Origin of the sequence: Rhizobium sp. RHZ01 (genome assembly GCF_014851595.1) — a bacterium.
Taxonomy (GTDB): Bacteria; Pseudomonadota; Alphaproteobacteria; order Rhizobiales; family Rhizobiaceae; genus Rhizobium; species Rhizobium altiplani.
On sequence record NZ_JACUZZ010000032.1, the window covers coordinates 1 to 17,509 of the forward strand.

A 17,509-nucleotide genomic window follows, 5' to 3' on the forward strand; every position below is an offset into this window, starting at 1 on the left:
TTGGTAAAGGCAAGGCGCACAAGCCCTATGAGTTCGGAGTGAAGGTGTCCGTGGCCACAACACTGAACCGTTCAAAGGGCGGGCAGTTCGCCCTGCACGCAGCGGCGCTGCCCGGCAATCCGTACGACGGCCACACGCTCGCGACCGTCATTCCGGATATGGAAAAGATGATTGGCAACGAGCTCTCCCGCATTCTGGCCGATGCTGGATACCGCGGCCATAATGCTCCCGAAAGTCACAAGCTGAGAGTCTTCACCAGTGGCCAGAAGCGCCGTCTCACACCCGCCATCAAGCGCCAGATGCGACGACGATCGGCGGTCGAACCCGTCATTGGACACCTCAAGAGCGAACACAGAATGGACCGGAATTATCTCGCTGGCGAACAGGGGGATGCCGTCAATGCCGTTCTGGCCGCCGCCGGATACAACTTCTCCCTCCTGCTGCGATGGTTCAGGCAACTTTTGTGTCTGTTCGCCGCACTCCTCCTCACGTTCCAGAGCCGACCGATGCCGCAACAACCTGCCTGAAAGCGAGTTCTTCACGATCGACGATTTAATTGATCACCATCGACCAGATGTAGAGGGTTACCATTCTCCTCCTAGGCACCCAGCAAGCGGTCTTGAGCAGCCCGTCTGGTGTGTCGCGGTGCACTGACGCGATCAAAGATCTGAAGGAGAAAGATCTTCAAAGCTGTGATCTCGATTTCGATCGCGGCAGCCTGGGTCGGGTCCGCGGATGCCCATTGCCGGATTGTGGAGATCGACCTGCTGATTGTGCCCGGTTGGGTGAGGCATGCTGCATCAAACCGGCCACTATCCGTCACGTACCAAACAAATAGGCGAATGGCGACATAACCAGAATTGTAATACCCTTCGGCACACATTCTGGTGTGCTCCGCGTTAAGTGCTCGGCGCGTTTCGGAATTGAGCCGAGCGACATCCAAACCGAGCTCGTGAAGCTTGTCAGCGACACCGGATGCATTCAGGTCTGGTCGCAGTCGCGCAAATATCGGTCTCATCTCCATGACGGCACAATACCGGGATGTTGGCTAGTCGGGAACCGTGACTCTTTCATCCCTTTGGCTTATGCGGCATTGCAGCATGCGCGCTCAGTCGTGTCCGAAGCGATGGCGTATGAGTGAGAAACAAGCGGTTCAACTGCCCAGTCTTGCCTTCGTAATCGCGATCCTTCAACCAATGCTGATCGGCGGCAACCTCCCCTCTCTCTACTGCATTCGGGTCGACGCATGTTCGATTTCGACGACAATACCTTGCCTTAGGGCTTCATCTCTTATCTCCTCGATTGCTTGCTCGACTCGATAGACGACAATGTCGAATACAGGACCTTCCAGCGTGGCAATTTCCCTCGCAACGCGGAGAGCGAAGAGCAATTGAGCGATGCTGGCTTCGTCCATGGGCGCTCCTAACTGACGAAGAAACTTAGCGCCATTCAATCCGTGCTGCAATGCACAATATTCGTGGTATTCTTGGTGGACGCCAGCTGCTAGAGGTGCATCACCATCGCCTGGGCACGAGCCCAGCGCGCAGTCACCGACCCTGGTGTTGTTTACTCAATATTCGCCAAAGCGTGGAAACAGACTCAGGAGCTGTAGGTTCTCCTGTCGAAGGCGCGCGATAACTAAATGAATGGTCGACACTCATAGTGTTTTCTTTCATTGATCGCAACTTCGCGGACGGAGAACAGACATCAACGTATCCCCACACGTCTTGTCAGTGAGAAGCAATTCGCGTATAACGGGTATCGTCGCTGCAGCCAGGCCGACCCGACCAAGACCGCTGGAGTGGCCGTTTCCTCTGACTGTTAATCTTTGCGCCTTAGGGCCCGGATTCGCTGGATGCGATGGCCCGTTTGGATCACGGTTGGGACGGAAGTCATTGAGGCGTTTGCGAGTATCCGCCGAAACCTAAAGACCGGGAGCCATGAAATGCGTATTGAACCGCAGGTGCGAATTTATACCTGCTTCTTCCTCTTTTCGGCATCAACCGGTGCCTTGCTCTCCCGCCTTCCCGATCTCCAGGATGCTCTCCAGGTCAACAAGTCGGAACTGGGGCTTACGCTTATCGGTGCTGCCATCGGTGCACTGATATCCCTAACATTCTTTTCGCCCCTGGTTACTCGACTGGGGGCCCGTACTACAGCGTTCATAACCGTGCTTGGGACGTCCGCGCTGATTGCCTCTGTCCCGTGGATGACTAGCGCCGAAGTCGTTTTTGGGGTTTTGTTTTTCGAAGGATTGCTCGCAGGAGCCCTTGAAATAAATCTCAACGTCGAAATTGATCGTATCGAAGCGCAGCTCGGTCGTGGAGTTATGAACCGAGCCCATGGTTTTTGGAGTCTCGGATTTTTTGTCACCGCGCTCATTTCATCGCCGGTGCGGCAGGCCGACGTCTCGATGCAACTCCACCTGGCCCTAACATTCATTGCCGTGGTGTTGGTGGGCACTATCGCGATCAGTGGAATGCGTAGCGCACCGGCGCGGACCTCAAGCGAGCATGTGGACGCAGGCCATGTCGCATTGCCGACGCTCGGTCTCCTTCCGCTCTGCATCATTGGCATTGCTGCTTTTCTGGTGGAGGGTGCAGGCATAGATTGGTCAGCGATTTATATGCGCGATGTTTTCCGGGTTGAGCCATTTGTAGGTGGCCTCGGATTGACATTGTTCACACTGTTCATGGCGCTTACACGACTATTTGCGGATCGCTTTGTCGATCAATACGGCTCTCGGGCGGTCGCGGTTACTTTGCTCCTGATCTCAACAGCTGGGCTCACGGCGGTTTGGCTTGCTCCCCATCCCCAAGGCGCCCTGCTCGGCTTTGCATTAATGGGTAGCGGCTGCAGCGCCGTCTATCCGCTTGCCGTTTCGGCTGCCGCTCAGCGGACCGACCGGCCTGCGCATATGAATGTTGCAGCTCTAGGTCAGATGTCCTTCATCGTCTTTTTCCTTGCACCACCATTGCTCGGCTTTGTCGCTGAGAACGCAGGTATTCGAACCTCATACCTGATCTGCATTCCGCTCGTTGTCGTAGCACTCTTTTGCGTCAAGTCGCTCTCAACAAGACGAAGTGCCTTCGCATAGCGGCATGACCCGAGGACGCGACACCCGAGAGAATGATATTGAACCTGGAACTGTCTTCTGAGCGTCAGCCAACCAATTTCTGGTTTGTTTCTGGCGGCGGGGAAGCGTGGGAATGCAGAATTTGGTCAAAAAGCCTTGGAATCAAGCCTTCCCCGTTGTTGTCCATGCACTATTGGATTTCTTTGAAAAGCCTGTCGACTAAGCCGGCGAGGTACGGCACGCTCACGGGCTGGTTCGAGCGAAACTTTGTGATGCCATTCGGATCGACGAGAATAGCTTCGAATTCGTCGGGGGAAGGTCCTTCACGATCATTGCGCACATCATCCGCGCCGATGTCCGCGGCGATGTCGAGACTGTCAAAAACGCCTCCGCCAGCAACGCGAAGGATAGTGACCGCTTGCTTTTCGAGTGCGCCTTGCTGATTGGCCAGGAGTTGCTCCTGCATCTCGGGGCGATCATCGGCCGCACCTTCGAAGAGCACGAGGACCCATGATAGGTTGCGAAACCCCAAAAGACTGGGGCACGAATCGTCGGTCGCGGGTGACGCGCCTATGATCTCCTTGAAGAGTGATCTCAGCATGTAACCGGCCACTTCCATCAATTGGAAAAGCTGCAGGATGGCTTTTCGCTAATGAGAGACGCGGTCGGGCTTTCCCTTCCGCTTCGTCGAGGCGAACTCTTCCAGCTGTCGTTCGCTCATCGATTCGGCCATTTCCCGAGACGCACCCTTGAGCCTACTTTTCGGGGTTTGACCGCGCTTTGCCGAAAGGGCGGCGCCGGCTGCCTTCTGTTGCGCTTTGGATTTTGCGGGCATTCTGTTTTTCCTCATTGTGAAGTCAAGGAATAACTAGACTGAGAAGCAAATGTTCCCCGATCAGGGAGGTAAGCAAAAGTCTTTGCGTCAAACCGCAATCGACGTCGGGTGCAATGACACACAAGCTCGGAACCATGCGCCATGAACTCATATGTGTCGAAGATCGCAGCGGCAGTCACTGCTGATGCTAATCGGATTTTGGCATCTGGCCCTTCTCGAAAAGGCGTTCCAGCTCAGGCAAGAGCGCCATGCTGAAACGGCCGAGCCAGGTGGGTGCGGGAAATCGCTTATTGCAATTGCGCATCAGGAACATTCGCGAGCGCGGCGGAGTTAGGTGAAGATCCGACATACAATCGGATCGCTGACATGACCTATTCGACGCCTTCCTCATCAGTAGTGCTTCCAGGCCAGCCGCTTGCGGTTGCACCTTGCCAATTGCCCCGCACCGTCCCACGCTTTGCGTTTGGCATCTCCGCTATTTTAAACAACTGGCTGTCCAACAGCGGGGACTTACACTGGGGCTAGTCGTCCGGCATCCTGTATGCCGATCTCACCATGAAGCCTTCTGAAGGAAACTGAAGCGGCCGCATCGGGCGGCCGCTTACAGGCTTCAGTTCGCCTACAGGCTAGAACGATATCGTTGTCGTTCAGCGGCGATCTGCTCCGCAGTATAGGGATCGGCGGTTTCGTCGAAACGGGTCCAGCCCTGCTCAACATAACTCGCGCGGCGTGCTCCGATATCTACGGGACGCCACCGGTCAAGGATAGCCTGGGCCTCGGCGACATGTGCTTCCTCCACCCTCGCGGCGACGACCGATCCTCCGCGGCGGACGCCTTCCGCGTAGAGGTGGGCGTCTTCCTCAGGAACGCCTTCCTTGACCATGGCACCGACTATACCCCCGACCGCACCGCCGGCAACGGCGCCGGCCGCAACTCCGGCCGCGGTCGCAACGAGCCAACCGGCAGCGACTACGGGACCCACACCCGGAATGGCAAGCATGCCAAGACCGGTGAGGAGACCGCCGGCACCGCCGGCCAGTGCGCCAAGACCGGCACCGGTTCCTGCGCCTTCTGCGGCGCGATTGCCCTGGGCTTCGACATCAACACCATTCGCCTCGTTGGTGGCAATGCTGATGTCATCGGACGGGACGCCCGCGTCTTCCAACGCTGACACGGCCGCGCGCGCGTCATCGTAGTTATCATATAATCCAGTGATCGTTCTCATATGACTGCTTCCTTGTTATTCGTGGTTACTTGGCCATGGTGACGTTGCCCTGAAAGTCCAGGGAGACGTTTGCTTGTTTGCCATCCTTGGTGGCGCTGGCCCGCCACACCCCTTGATCGTCAAGCTTGAGGCCGGTGACGTCGGTGTAACCAGCTTCCTCGATCCTGGCCTTTGCCTGGCCTTCGGTGAAGCTGTTCTTGCCTGCTACCGGGGCTCCCGGATTTTGCTCGGTTTTGACCGCGGGTGTTGTCTGGGACGTCGTCGGCGTTTCGCTCTGGGCGAGCGCGACCGAGGCCGTCATCACCATGCCGATAGAAAGGATCATGAGTTTTTTCATTGATGTTTCCTCTGGTTGAGAACAAACAAACAACCAGAAACTCTGCTTGTTCCATTGACACGTTTAGACTGAAGTCGATCGACCCTCGATTGATCGTTTGCGCTCGGCAGGAATTAGATCCTGGGAGTCGGCCTTAAGTTTTCTTCAGAACAGAGCCTTCACCAGGCGGCACGCGCAGGAACTCTAAGCATTGCCCGGCGTTGATTTACTGGAGGTAAGAGTCATGGCATCAGAGCATCTGGGCTTAATGAGTGAAGGCGATGATGGGTTAGATGTTTTACGAGCGATAAAAATCGCGTTCTCGGCTCATGCAGGGCAGACCGACAAGAAAGGAAACCCATATTTTTCGCACTGCAAGCGCGTCGCTAGCGCCGTCGAGGGGGACGACCAGCGGATCGTCGCCTACCTGCACGACGTCGTCGAAAAGGGCCGCGGCTGGACTTTTGAGCGCCTGAGTGATGAAGGATTCAATCCTTCCGTAGTGGCCGCCATCAACGCCCTGACCCGAAGAGAAAATGAAAGCGAGGATGAGTTTGTCGTCCGGGCAGTTAGTGACGAACTTGCCCGTCCGGTAAAGGTGGCCGACCTTAAAGACAATCTGAAGCAAGCGCGGAACGTTGGTTTGGATCAGTCAAAATACAAGGAAGGTCTGAAGATCATTGAGGAGTTGTACGGCGTAACCGCTAGGAGCGGAAAATAGTACCCAGCAATTACGACGGCAAACCTGGGTGAACGGAACGCCAAGTGGCGGGTATCCTCGCTCGACTCGTTTGGTCACTGCTCCCCCTATCTCTGAGAATCCCCACCGGCGTACTCAATGCATAGATGCAATGAGACTGTTACGATCTTAACTCGGTCCGGATTGTAGATCTCAACTTCAAGCGGCTCCCGTGTAGCAGTGGGAATCCCGTCGATGGCCATCTCGGCAACGAGGCGCTTTGCTTCATCGAGCGCCGCTGGCAAGTCGGGGAACTCATAGCCATCTTCGTCTTGCCAGGGAGTGTCTGTCGGGCCGGTTCGGAAGTAGAATCTTGTCACGATGAATCTCCGTTTGCGAGATCAACTCACCGACGGTTGCAAGGTTCCGTCGCGCAATCACGATGGCCTCGCAAAGGATCGAACTTGCGAAGCTTGATGGTCCGGATGAATTTTTTCCAAGCTGATCGAGAGGTGGCGAGTCCGTCGCGGCGACATAGCCACGGTTCACCTCAGTCCGAATTCCGCAGGTTGTCTCGCGCCAAGCGTTGAATACTGATGGAACGATGCGGCAATAGCTGCATTTTCGTGGCGTCATCTCGTTTGCTCGCCGGTTACGGTCGCCGGAATTGGAGAAAGGGAGCATCGATGGAGGTAACAGCCCGTCTTCTTTCGCCAAGCGATTGGATCCCGAACAACCGGGCTTTGCCAGTGCTGTTCTATAAATCTGCCGTCATCAGCGAAGAGGCATCGGCAAAACGATTTGAGAGTCTCTTTCAAGAACACGGTTGGACGGGGCTCTGGCGTGACGGGATTTTTGGCTATCAACACTATCACGTCCACGCGCACGAAGTGTTAGGTGTAGCTGACGGCCACGGCTCCATCATGATCGGGGGCCCTCATGGTATCGATTTTGCGGTCACGGCTGGGGATTGCCTGATTTTACCTGCCGGCACTGGGCATTGCCTTGTTGCCGCGAGCCAATCGTTTCTGGTTGTCGGTGCTTACCCGCCGGGCCAGAGCGCCGATATCAAGACTTCGGCGGCCACCGGCATGGAAATGGACGTGATCAGAAAGTTATCTTTGCCTACCCTTGATCCGGTTACGGGAACGCGCGAGCCTCTTTTGTCCCATTGGCGATCCGAGAAGACGCGATAAAGCGGAAGTAGTGAGCTGATGTTCGACCGGAAAAATTAGACGTCACGTCCTGAAACAGGCAAATCAGGAATGTCAAAGTTAAATGACATTTATTTTAGCCTGCACTAAAGCACCCCTCCAAACGGAGGAGAGTAATGTCGACGCACATCAGAGAGGGTGATCTCGATACCAAGAAATCCTTGAGGATTTGGTCGGTGCGCGATTCTTGCCGCCAGCACCAGATAGGTGAAGCCGACGAACGGCGGATGCGCCAGCTCTTTGGTCATTTTGCATCTGCAGGCGAACTGCTTTATAACGCCAATAGAAATCCGCGCTGGCGCGTTTGATTTGTCATGAAAAAGTCAAACGTGAGCGGCATCGCGTGATCTCCGATTCGCCGCCCCCTTGCCTTGTGGCGGCTCGCGTGCGGCACCACGGGACAACGTCGTGTGATCATAGATGGCCATTCGCTACCAAAGCGAGATTTCGCTCTCAAGCTGACCGGCCGTTTCGCTGCTTCCCAACACAGAGCTGATTGTGAACTTCTGGAACTTCCGGCATTGCTGGCAGTTGGGGGCCCAACCTTGAAGCGGAGGTGCGATGAGGATCGCAAGCAATCTCGAAGAGGACGCGGCTGAGCCGGGAATTTTTACCTGGTCTCTTGCAGGAGATACCGTCGACGGCGATACGGCCATAGCATCTTTGTTTGGCCTCGATCCGGCCGAGACGATCTGTGGATTGCCGATCGCCTCGTATATCGAGCGGATCCATACCGACGATCGCGCGCGTGTGGCAGCTTTAATTTCGCAAGCCGTCAGAAGCGGGCTGCCCTATCATGCAGAATATCGCGTTCGTGATGCTTTCAACGAAACGCGGTGGGTGATTGCGATGGGCAGGTGCTTCCGGAATCGGCAAGGCGAACCAACCCACTACGCCGGGATCGTCTATCCACTTGAACTTTTATGAAGGTCAACACATTCATGGTCACCGCGGAGCGGTACCAGCCTATGTCGTCCGGTGTTTAAGGGCGGACATAGCGGAGATAGTTTTGGCTCATGGTCGCATCGTGGCAGCGGGAACGCAAATCCAAGGTCGCATCTACCAATGAGTGGAGAGCGCAAAAAGGAGCCCGGATCGCTCCGGGCCCTCCAGTTCGTCTACCAGGTCTGGCTACCGTACCAGTCGTCGATATCCTGACGAGCCCGGTCCCGTGCTAGCCCATAGCGTTCCTGAATTTTTCCTTCCAACTGGTCGCGTTGCCCATCGATTTGGTCAAGATCGTCATCAGTGAGTTTTCCCCACTGTTCCTTGACCTTACCTCTGATTTGCTTCCAGTTCCCTTCAACGCGGTTCCAATCCATGTATTCCTCCTTGGTTCGGACTGGAATTAAAACGAAGCAGGCGACCGAGTGTTCCGATTAGCAGGAGGATTTCCGGCAGTCAGCACGCGCTCTGAGCTTGAAAGCTGGCCGACGATCGACTGTCGCCTGCCGCAAAACCCTTGGAAAGATCCGGCGATCCAACCGCAATAGAGAATGCCGAAGTCGGTTGGTGAGACATGTCCGTCGAACGAATGCGACCGCTGCGAAACTCCAATACGCAACAGTAGTTTCGCGATTCCCGGATCGAAAATCACAAAGGAGGTTAGGCTGCGTGCTTATAAACCTATACGCTCGGTGTCAGCCCCCGAGGGTATAGGTACTGCGCGTCCGACCATGTCTCGGATGCGGACGAAGCTGCAAATGATGGCGTGCCGCTTACTGCCTCGCAAGCATCGGCAAAATCAAGCCCCACCGCGTCTCTCGAGGTGATCCGGACGGTTCGAAACCCAGTTTCTTGTAAGCGGCAATCGCCCGTTCATTGGCAGGGTGAGGATCGGTTGCGATAACGGGTACGCCCGCATCGAAGAGAGCCATCATTCTCGCCCCGATAAACGCTGATCCGTGCCCAACACCGATCATTTCGGGGTTTCCTATGTATTGATCGATTCCCCGCGATCCCCTAGGAAGCTTCGCAAAATGGTGATCTTCCCAGCCGTGGACGATATAGTCCTGCATAAACGCAAAGGGGCGTTCGGCGATTGAAACAATCCAACGCGCTACCCGAGGATCAGCCAAGTCTGTTGCATCGTACGGCTCATCTGAGTCCCACCATTCGCGGACATGCGGGTTCGCTTGCCATGCTCTGAGCAACGGAAGATCATCCAATGTCGCTTTGCGAAAACTGTAATGGTTGGGCGCTGTCATTCGACAAGCTTAGCACGTCGCTGGCCGGTAGAAATGGGCTTTTTGCGGCGATCGAGCCACCGCGCGCGAACGAAGTCTGGGTCGCAGAAGCGAACCAGAAATTGACCGGGACCCGCAGGCGTGGAGCAAGCTGCGAACGGGGACCGTTCGAATGCGCTATTGGCTGCAGGGTGACCACCAAGATCCATGCGATCGGTGCCTGTCGGAACCAGCGCAATCCTATGTGCTTTAGCCCACACCCTTACCGACAAAAAACCCGGTTGAGCGGTTTGGACCGGATAAAGCATTGTCGGTGCACACGACGCGGCCTCGCTTCGCCACGCTCGCGGCCACGCGGCCATGGCTGAGCATTTATGAGTCCACGACACAGTACCCGCAATCAATGCAGCGTTGCTGCGCTCTTGCCAGCGGATGCAAGGTTCTCGAGGAGAGCCACCAGCTTCGCGAATTCGTTGAGAACGCTTTGAAATTCAGCGTCATCCATATCTGCTATGTCAGCTATCATCAGCGAAACGCATTTAATCAGCGCGTCCAGTCGTAAATATCGATCTAACGCCAACTCGCCGAGTTTTCTTGACCGGTAGAACCGCAGTTCATCAACGATACGGCCGACAAGATTGCGTCTGTCGACCCTATCGAGATAGGGAAGCTCAAATTGGGCAAGCTTGATGTCTGTTATGAGCTTTGTCACACGATTCCCCTAAGCCGCGGATAGAACCGGCGGGGAACTGTCCCCCGCCGGCATACGACCAACACCAACATCCCCTTACGATTACTGGATGACCTGGATCACCTTCCGCGAGGATGGCTCGACGATTACCCGCTGCTCATTGACGATCGCATAGGCATACTTTGGATCATCAGGAATCGGCGTTACAACGACCGTCTCGGGGAGCGGTTGGCCAACAACCACCTTTTCCTTGACGACGACTCTGGTCGTCGGAGCCGGAACTTGCTGCACATATGTAACGACTTTCTGGGGCGGCGGATCGATAAGGCTGCCTGCCACGCCACCGACAATGCCTCCTACGGCTGCACCGACCGGCCCACCGACGATCGCCCCGGTTGCTGCCCCGCCGGCAGCTCCCGTCACCGTCGATGATTGGGCGTAGGCAAAAGTGGATGCGAGAGCGACCGCAGTGGCAGTTCCTATCAATTTGATACGCATTCATTTTCCTCCATTGGAAGCGGTATTGTCCGCTCCCTGAACGAACCACCAAGCGCAGCAACGGTTCCCTCCCCGGGACTTCAGTCTGACGGCCCTCAGACCAAGGTCCGAGGTCACCGCCCCGATCGGATCTCAATGAACCAACGGCCGAGCGTGGAGCAGGATAGGCAGAAGTTGCTGCCTTCGTGCTTTCAGCCCAATGAAGTTCGTCCGGGGCAGCCAGGCGAAATCAATTTCCACCGGAGTGAGGAATTCGCAGCCTATCGGGAACTTCAACGTTCACATGAAGTTGAGAGATCGGTTCCGTTGCACCGAAGGGATCTGAGCAACGGGAAGTAATCGCATCTCCAGTTTAGGGAAAGCAACCGATGGCGAAGAAAACCACGAAGGGTCAAGTCAATCTTGTCTCGATTCACGACCAAAAGCCTCATCGAGGAAATGGTGGCGAACTTCATCAATTTGCCGAAGACGGGGCCGAAATCCTGACCACGTCGCAAGGCGCGCCTGTCGCTGACGACCAGAATTCACTGAGAGTAGGTGCCCGCGGGCCCCTCATCGTTGAGGACTTTCACTTCCGAGAGAAGATTTTCCATTTCGACCACGAACGCGTTCCAGAGCGGGTTGTCCATGCTCGCGGTTACGGTGCACATGGTTTCTTTGAGACCTACGAATCTTTGGCGGCATATACGAGAGCCGATATTTTTCAGCGTGCCGGGGAAAAGACACCGGCATTCGTTCGCTTCTCGACGGTTGCAGGCAGCAAAGGTTCCTTCGATCTTGCCCGTGACGTCCGCGGCTTTGCTGTGAAAATGTACACACGGGAAGGGAATTGGGACCTCGTTGGAAACAACATTCCTGTTTTCTTTATCCAGGACGCCATCAGATTCCCGGACATTATCCACGCAGTCAAACCGGAACCTGACAGGGCCTTTCCACAGGCGCAGTCAGCCCATGATACTTTTTGGGATTTCATCACCCTTACCCCTGAGAGCATGCACATGATCATGTGGGTGATGTCGGATCGCGCCATTCCCCGCTCATTTCGCTTTATGGAAGGGTTCGGTGTTCACACGTTCAGGCTCGTGAATGCGAAGGACGAATCCACATTCGTGAAATTCCACTGGAAGCCGAAGCTTGGCCTTCAATCCGTGGTCTGGAACGAAGCGGTCAAGATCAACGGCGCCGACCCGGACTTTCACCGCCGCGACCTTTGGCAGTCCATAAAGTCGGGCAATTTTCCTGAATGGGAACTGTGTGTGCAGCTGTTCGATCAGGATTTCGCCGACAGCTTCGATTTCGACGTCCTCGACCCGACGAAGATCATTCCCGAAGAGATCGTGCCGGTGAAACCGATCGGACGCCTGGTATTGGACCGGATGCCTGACAACTTCTTTGCCGAAACTGAGCAAGTTGCATTCATGACCCAAAACGTCCCGCCCGGGATCGACTTCAGCAATGATCCGCTGTTGCAGGGGAGGAATTTCTCTTATCTTGACACGCAGCTCAAGCGCCTCGGTGGTCCAAACTTCACGCATCTACCCATCAACGCGCCCAAGTGTCCGTTCCAGCATTTCCAACAGGACGGCCACATGGCGATGCGCAATCCGGTCGGCCGCATCAACTACCAACCCAACTCTTTCGGTGAAGGGCCACGAGAGTCCCCCGTGCTGGGTTACCGGCACTTTGCCTCGTCCGAAGAGGGTGGAAAGGTACGGCTTCGTCCGGAAAGCTTTGCCGATCATTATAGTCAAGCCCGACAGTTCTACATCAGCCAGACCCAGCCCGAGCAGCGCCACATAGCGGCGGCTTTGACGTTTGAACTGAGCAAGGTGGAGACGTCGGTCATCCGGGAACGCATGGTTGCTCATCTGCTTAATATCGACGAGAGCCTCGCCGAGACCGTCGCCGATAAGCTTGGCTTCCAGACCATGCCTAAGGCCGCGGACGCGGCAATGCCGACACGTCAGGATCTTGAGCCTTCACCTGCCCTCAGCATCGTGGAGAAGGGTCCGAAGCGGTTCGAGGGCCGAAAGCTTGGCATCCTCATAACCGATGGCGTAGACGCCAATCTGCTGAAGGGATTGACCGATACTGTCGGAAAGGAAAAGGCGATCGTCGAGTTTGTTGCTCCCAAGGTGGGCGGGGTCACCGCTTCGAATGGAAAATGGATCCAGGCACATCACATGATCGACGGAGGCCCGTCGGTGCTGTTTGACGCCGTGGCATTGCTGACTTCCTCCGCAGCGATAGAAGAGCTGATCAAGGAGGCAACGGCCCGCGACTTTGTGGCCGATGCCTTCCAGCACTGCAAGTTCATCGGATACGACCAGTCCGCCTTACCCTTGCTCGAAAAAGCGGGCATTGCTGGAATGGAAGACGAGGGCATTGTTTCACTATCAGGAAAAGACAGCCTGCCGTCCTTCGTCTCAAAGCTTGGCACGCTTCGTGCGCCAGTTTCTCTGCCGTCGCCAGCCCGATCCCCGATCCCGCTCCTGTGACAAGTGCAACGGGCTTAGCCATCTATTGTCCCTCGTCGCGCTCCGTGGGATCGCTCGGAGTCGCTCGGGAGGCGGCAGCGACAGGTTCGAAAGTGGTGGCGTTGCCGTCGGTTCCGAATGCCGTAAGCTGTACCAGGACCTCCTTGGCGCGTCGCACGGCGCTCTCTCCCCCGAGACTGCGGTCATCGGTTACCACCCTGACTGAAACAAGTTCGCCTCCCTCGCCGACAAATTCGACCGTGAGCTTTCCATCGACAACAGAGCCCACATGGGTTTCGAGAAGCTGCATGACGTCCTCCTGCACTGGCGAGAAGGAATGCTTGGGACGAGGCGTTGTTCCCCTTCGATGCCAAACAGATACTGACATCATAAGGGCGCGCGCCTTGCCCGCGCGATCAGTGTCGGCAGGGCATCGTGAATACTGAGAGAAGGTGCAGTGCTTCTTAAACTCAGGGCAAGAATTTTGCGACAGTAGTTCTCAGTGTACGGACGCCGACGTAGGAGCGTTGATCAGGATCGCCTCAGGGCCCGGATATCGAGAAATCAGAAGGGTGACCAGTTCATCCTGGGTGTTATGACCCTGGTGAAAGAGATCTATGGCCGCTTCGCAAAGTACCTCGGAAGCTCTTTCGTCCGGTTTGGCGTCAAAATGCTTGTACCAGGTCTGAACTGAACGTGAGAGCATCGCCATATCTGCATCCCGAAGCCATCGCATGAAGGTCAAATTCATTCTCCCGTTGCTTGGTCGGGAGCCATCGTAACTTCCATATATTAGAGGTCAATCATGACGTCGCGTACGGTAACGGACGGTAATAGTAGCCTTCCGATAGACCGAGGTCGGCCCCGAGCGTGCGGTATCGCACCAATTCGGTTTTGCTGGAACCAAACACTCATTTGAGGTTTTTCTTCGAGTATCCGTTGCGGGGAAGAGATAATGACCGCACCCATTTCTCCCGGCTCGATGAGCGAGGAAATTGCCGAGCTCATTCCGGCACTACGGGCATTTGCCCGTACTTTCTATAGGCATCCCAACGACGCAGATGACCTTGTACAGGAAACACTTGTTAAGGCTCTGTCGAACCTTGATCATTTCAAGGAGGGGACGCGGCTGAAATCGTGGCTATTCACCATTATGCGCAACAGTTTTTGTACACGGTATCGGATTGCGAAACGGGAGATCGTTGGGATGGCGGACGGTTTGTCGCTAAAGCGAGCCGTCGCGCCCGAACAGGAGTGGAGGGTTCGCGGTCATGAGCTTGAGGTGGCATGTGCAAGTCTGCCGGCCAAGTATCGCAGCGCTTTTGAGTTCATTTTCATTGATGGGCGCAGCTACGAGGAGGCGGCCGATCACTTCCATTGCCCGATCGGCACTATCAAGAGCCGTGTCAATCGCGCGCGACGGCATCTCATGATCGAACTTGAAGTACCGGGCTAATCACTTGGGGATCTGTCGTCAACGCCCGCGCACTTGTGATGGACAATGAAAGGCGTCGGTTGCAGATTTCCAAACCGAAATCCTTTAACGGGATTAGCGCCCTTCCATTGCCAGCAATACCCAGGGAACCAAGTCGGCCGCGTCGGTTCAAGACTGAGAATGGAGGAAATCATGAAATCGAAACCCGCGACAGACGCGAAGGGGGCCTTCGCACCATCGCAAGCAAAGCGCGAAAGCGACGGCGTTGGAAGTGCCAAGCCCACAGTGGTCACCGGATCGCAGGATGCCACCGTGAAAAAAGGTCCCCCCTGGTAGCAAAAAGATCAAGGACTGGAACATCAACTACGACATTTCAGAAGTGAAGCAAGACAACGATCAAGGTTAGCAAAAGGCGCAGTTTACGGAGAACGAGCCATGTCGAACGTCGTCAAAACGGGCCAGGACGAATCTAATAATGCAACCAGTCGAACGACCTTTGGTCGCTCGACGGAGAGTCAGGCCCAGATCCGTGATGCTGCTGCAGTCGAGACGTACTCACCGGACGAGCCGTTGAATGTCTATCGGCTTGAACCGATCGCCGCACCAGATGATCCGCGGTGGGACAATGCCACAAACCATGGCATTGTCATCGTTGCGGCCCGAACCGCTGGCGATGCTCGTATTGTAGCAGCGAGCCGGGAACTTGATTTCATGGAGATTGACGCTGCTCCAGCTGAGGATGTCACCACATCGAACGCAAGTGCCTTTCGAGACGACAAGCTCTATACGGTTGTCGAAATCGAGCGGGGACGTTCGGACCTGAAACGTGGTGTACTAGGCGGCAATGTCTCGGTGAACACAATCATATCGACCCAGACCTGAACTTCCGGCGGCGGTCGGAGGTCCTTATCCTTCGGTCCGGCGTTGAATGGCTGCTGCCACAAGCGGCAGGGCCGCAGTGAGTGCTGATCCGAGCGGTATGGTGCGAAGTAGGCTTGCCAGGACATAGGTACCAACCATTGCTCCCGCCAGTTTCAGCCATGGGTAGTCACCGAGTTGCGCATGCGCGCTCGCATCCGCCCATTCGGCACGTGAACGGATTACAGTCTCAGCTTGCCGTGTAACAACGGAAAGCCTTGCACGAAGATGCTCAACTTCGTCCTGTACTGCTAAAAAATCAGCGTGAACGTCCCCAAAAGTTCGCCGCGAAAGCGCATCAGGTACGACCCGATCATCCGCGTGAGCATCTGCCTCCAGCAAAGCCAAGTGCTCCTGTAAGTCCTCGTCGGTGTCGAACGCGACCGGGCGTCCAGTAGTGTCGGCAGTCATCCTAGTCTCTCCAAATTTTCCGCGCGTCATCGCGAAGCGGAGGCTTTCCTCACTAACTCACACGAACAGACACGGCGGCGGATTTCCGCCACCGAGCGAGGCTCATTCCAACGAATTCTTCATCGCTTGATCACACGCATTGCGATTGAGACGACAAAAAGAACCAGAAAGATGAAGAATAGGACCTGAGCGATCGATGCGGAAGCGCCAGCGATCCCGCCGAAACCAAGTACACCGGCAATCAATGCGACCACCAAAAATACAAGAGCATAGTAGAGCATTTCAACCTCCGTCATTTTGACGAGAGGAAAACGGAGCGAAAGGCGATTGGTTCCGAGGCCGGCCAGTAGTGGGTCAGAAAGCTGCCAGCGTGCGGCTCCTGGTGAACGCGAAGTCACCATCATTGGGCTTCGGCGGCTCAGCGGCGGCCAGATATGCATTTACGGGAACAGTCAAAACGAACCAGACACCCGCTCCGAGGATGAACAATTCTCCGGATTGATCGCCTGCGCGAGCAATCATTGGCAGGCAGACAGAAATCAGGAGCACAAGCATCCGCGCCGACCACTCGGTTTCTCGCTTCCTGATTGCGAGGGCCGCCCTTGCGCGATAGGCGCGTGCGTCATAGTCACCGCACTTCGGCCCTGCCAGAAGGTTCCAGGCGGGGCGCAATGACAGAAGCATCAAGGTACTTGCCGCAATCAACCAACCAGTTCCTGAGAGGAACCAGCAGCTCACAGCAATCAGGCACGAAATCACGATGAGCTCCCAAGCAGGACCGAGCTCGTCCGGGGAGCGCCGGCTTTTCTCATGCCAGATCTGGAGTGCCCGCGAAGCCCCCTGAAGCATCGGCTGGTCAACGAAACGACTGATAAATTCCATATTGCGCCCTTTGGTCCACGAAACACCAACAACAGGCAATTTCGGCAGGAGCGTGGCGTCGCTGTCAAAACGGTCAGGCGTCAACTGACAAACGCCCGGCGCAGGTGAGGAAAGGACGTCGTGAATCCGGGCGAGATGGCATCGTTTCGTCCCTGTCATCGAGCGGGCAACCGTTGCCAAGTCATCGACAAGTTGGAACCGGCGTGCCGTTACCTTCGCGGCGTTGGACGGTGCACGTTTGGGCGGACACCACTGCGATCGTATTGAGCTGGCCCTCGATTTTTTTTCCCGGATCTGGAACACGCCGCTCGCCGCGCGCGTTTCGCGAGACATCAAAATCGCCACGACGTTACAGGAAAAACAGCGCCAAATGCACGAGTATCGATTGGCAGACAATGCCCCCAATCCGGATCGCTTCCGGACTGTCTTCCCTTCTCTAAGCCGTTTGGCAGGTCAAAAGCCTGTACGAAGTATCGTCCGCCAAGGACGCAACGCCTGGCGCACTGGCGTTGCTGATGAGGCTACATTTCTGATCGACGGCGAAGCATACTTTTCTGCGCTCGACGACGCGCTTGGGCGAGCGCAGCGCGAGATCTGGATCATTGGTTGGGATTTTAACCCGGATATTCGCCTGCGACCCCATTCAAGCACCGAAACACTTGGCGA

Annotated in this window: 23 protein-coding genes and 1 pseudogene; 10 read left to right on the forward strand and 14 right to left on the reverse strand. The window is 55.8% G+C overall.

The window, feature by feature from the left end; genetic code table 11:
* A partial coding sequence (locus tag IB248_RS25970) for a transposase (RefSeq protein WP_192241885.1) occupies positions 1-527 on the forward strand: 527 nt, incomplete at its 5' end.
* 698 nt (positions 528-1,225) lie between these two features.
* On the opposite strand, the gene IB248_RS25975 is transcribed toward IB248_RS25970, so the two are convergent.
* Positions 1,226-1,414, reverse strand: coding sequence for a hypothetical protein (locus tag IB248_RS25975; RefSeq protein ID WP_025662090.1), 189 nt, complete (start codon positions 1,412-1,414; stop codon positions 1,226-1,228).
* Positions 1,415-1,945: 531 nt separating this feature from the next.
* On the opposite strand from IB248_RS25975, the gene IB248_RS25980 reads away from it, so the two are divergent.
* Entirely contained in the window at positions 1,946-3,097 is a 1,152-nt protein-coding gene (locus IB248_RS25980; protein WP_169684432.1) for an MFS transporter, read from the forward strand.
* A gap of 169 nt (positions 3,098-3,266) precedes the next feature.
* On the opposite strand, the gene IB248_RS25985 is transcribed toward IB248_RS25980, so the two are convergent.
* From IB248_RS25985 to IB248_RS26000, 4 genes are all read right to left on the reverse strand, one after another.
* Positions 3,267-3,677, reverse strand: coding sequence for a DUF4174 domain-containing protein (locus IB248_RS25985; RefSeq protein WP_192241886.1), 411 nt, complete (start codon positions 3,675-3,677; stop codon positions 3,267-3,269).
* A gap of 48 nt (positions 3,678-3,725) precedes the next feature.
* Complete coding sequence (locus tag IB248_RS25990; protein WP_113164041.1) at positions 3,726-3,911, reverse strand: DUF3008 family protein; 186 nt, start codon at positions 3,909-3,911, stop codon at positions 3,726-3,728.
* Positions 3,912-4,530: 619 nt separating this feature from the next.
* Positions 4,531-5,136 carry a general stress protein gene (locus tag IB248_RS25995; RefSeq protein ID WP_169684430.1) on the reverse strand — a complete coding sequence of 202 codons (606 nt, stop codon included), beginning with the start codon at positions 5,134-5,136 and terminating at the stop codon, positions 4,531-4,533.
* 25 nt (positions 5,137-5,161) lie between these two features.
* Entirely contained in the window at positions 5,162-5,473 is a 312-nt protein-coding gene (locus tag IB248_RS26000; protein WP_169684428.1) for a PepSY domain-containing protein, read from the reverse strand.
* 223 nt (positions 5,474-5,696) lie between these two features.
* Here IB248_RS26000 and IB248_RS26005 point away from each other — a divergent pair, with 223 nt between their 5' ends.
* Positions 5,697-6,173 carry an HD domain-containing protein gene (locus IB248_RS26005; RefSeq protein ID WP_246733901.1) on the forward strand — a complete coding sequence of 159 codons (477 nt, stop codon included), beginning with the start codon at positions 5,697-5,699 and terminating at the stop codon, positions 6,171-6,173.
* 86 nt (positions 6,174-6,259) lie between these two features.
* On the opposite strand, the gene IB248_RS26010 is transcribed toward IB248_RS26005, so the two are convergent.
* A complete protein-coding gene (locus IB248_RS26010; protein WP_169684426.1) occupies positions 6,260-6,511 on the reverse strand; it encodes a hypothetical protein in 252 nt (83 codons plus the stop codon).
* A gap of 306 nt (positions 6,512-6,817) precedes the next feature.
* On the opposite strand from IB248_RS26010, the gene IB248_RS26015 reads away from it, so the two are divergent.
* From IB248_RS26015 to IB248_RS26025, 3 genes are all read left to right on the forward strand, one after another.
* Positions 6,818-7,327 (forward strand): cupin domain-containing protein, encoded by a 510-nt coding sequence (locus tag IB248_RS26015; protein ID WP_169684424.1) that lies wholly within the window; start codon positions 6,818-6,820, stop codon positions 7,325-7,327.
* 134 nt (positions 7,328-7,461) lie between these two features.
* The gene (locus IB248_RS26020; RefSeq protein WP_169684423.1) at positions 7,462-7,653 is read left to right on the forward strand and encodes a hypothetical protein; all 192 of its coding nucleotides are present in this window, start codon (positions 7,462-7,464) and stop codon (positions 7,651-7,653) included.
* Between the two features lie 253 nt (positions 7,654-7,906).
* Positions 7,907-8,272 carry a PAS domain-containing protein gene (locus tag IB248_RS26025; protein WP_169684421.1) on the forward strand — a complete coding sequence of 122 codons (366 nt, stop codon included), beginning with the start codon at positions 7,907-7,909 and terminating at the stop codon, positions 8,270-8,272.
* A gap of 191 nt (positions 8,273-8,463) precedes the next feature.
* On the opposite strand, the gene IB248_RS26030 is transcribed toward IB248_RS26025, so the two are convergent.
* From IB248_RS26030 to IB248_RS26045, 4 genes are all read right to left on the reverse strand, one after another.
* Complete coding sequence (locus tag IB248_RS26030; protein WP_169684417.1) at positions 8,464-8,667, reverse strand: CsbD family protein; 204 nt, start codon at positions 8,665-8,667, stop codon at positions 8,464-8,466.
* 396 nt (positions 8,668-9,063) lie between these two features.
* Positions 9,064-9,552, reverse strand: coding sequence for a GNAT family N-acetyltransferase (locus IB248_RS26035; RefSeq protein WP_169684415.1), 489 nt, complete (start codon positions 9,550-9,552; stop codon positions 9,064-9,066).
* A gap of 379 nt (positions 9,553-9,931) precedes the next feature.
* Positions 9,932-10,243 carry a hypothetical protein gene (locus tag IB248_RS26040; protein ID WP_169684414.1) on the reverse strand — a complete coding sequence of 104 codons (312 nt, stop codon included), beginning with the start codon at positions 10,241-10,243 and terminating at the stop codon, positions 9,932-9,934.
* A gap of 81 nt (positions 10,244-10,324) precedes the next feature.
* Positions 10,325-10,720, reverse strand: coding sequence for a DUF1236 domain-containing protein (locus IB248_RS26045; protein WP_113162979.1), 396 nt, complete (start codon positions 10,718-10,720; stop codon positions 10,325-10,327).
* A gap of 368 nt (positions 10,721-11,088) precedes the next feature.
* Between IB248_RS26045 and catE the strand changes: the two genes are divergently transcribed.
* Positions 11,089-13,218, forward strand: coding sequence for a catalase C (catE, locus tag IB248_RS26050; RefSeq protein ID WP_192241887.1), 2,130 nt, complete (start codon positions 11,089-11,091; stop codon positions 13,216-13,218).
* Positions 13,219-13,240: 22 nt separating this feature from the next.
* Here catE and IB248_RS26055 read toward each other — a convergent pair whose 3' ends face one another.
* Positions 13,241-13,507, reverse strand: coding sequence for a hypothetical protein (locus IB248_RS26055; protein WP_169684198.1), 267 nt, complete (start codon positions 13,505-13,507; stop codon positions 13,241-13,243).
* A gap of 645 nt (positions 13,508-14,152) precedes the next feature.
* Here IB248_RS26055 and IB248_RS26060 point away from each other — a divergent pair.
* From IB248_RS26060 to IB248_RS26070, 3 genes and pseudogenes are all read left to right on the forward strand, one after another.
* Positions 14,153-14,653: a sigma-70 family RNA polymerase sigma factor gene (locus tag IB248_RS26060; RefSeq protein ID WP_169684199.1), complete on the forward strand. Its 501-nt coding sequence runs from the start codon at positions 14,153-14,155 to the stop codon at positions 14,651-14,653.
* Positions 14,654-14,824: 171 nt separating this feature from the next.
* Positions 14,825-15,038: pseudogene (locus tag IB248_RS26065) on the forward strand (hypothetical protein).
* A 29-nt stretch (positions 15,039-15,067) separates the two neighbouring features.
* Positions 15,068-15,514, forward strand: coding sequence for a hypothetical protein (locus IB248_RS26070; RefSeq protein WP_113162972.1), 447 nt, complete (start codon positions 15,068-15,070; stop codon positions 15,512-15,514).
* A gap of 24 nt (positions 15,515-15,538) precedes the next feature.
* On the opposite strand, the gene IB248_RS26075 is transcribed toward IB248_RS26070, so the two are convergent.
* The 3 genes from IB248_RS26075 to IB248_RS26085 all read right to left on the reverse strand — a co-directional run bounded on the left by IB248_RS26075 (position 15,539) and on the right by IB248_RS26085 (position 17,188).
* Positions 15,539-15,961 carry a hypothetical protein gene (locus IB248_RS26075; RefSeq protein ID WP_169684200.1) on the reverse strand — a complete coding sequence of 141 codons (423 nt, stop codon included), beginning with the start codon at positions 15,959-15,961 and terminating at the stop codon, positions 15,539-15,541.
* A gap of 119 nt (positions 15,962-16,080) precedes the next feature.
* Complete coding sequence (locus tag IB248_RS26080; RefSeq protein ID WP_113162970.1) at positions 16,081-16,242, reverse strand: DUF1328 domain-containing protein; 162 nt, start codon at positions 16,240-16,242, stop codon at positions 16,081-16,083.
* 73 nt (positions 16,243-16,315) lie between these two features.
* Positions 16,316-17,188 (reverse strand): hypothetical protein, encoded by an 873-nt coding sequence (locus tag IB248_RS26085; protein WP_246779297.1) that lies wholly within the window; start codon positions 17,186-17,188, stop codon positions 16,316-16,318.
* Between the last annotated feature and the right edge of the window lie 321 nt (positions 17,189-17,509).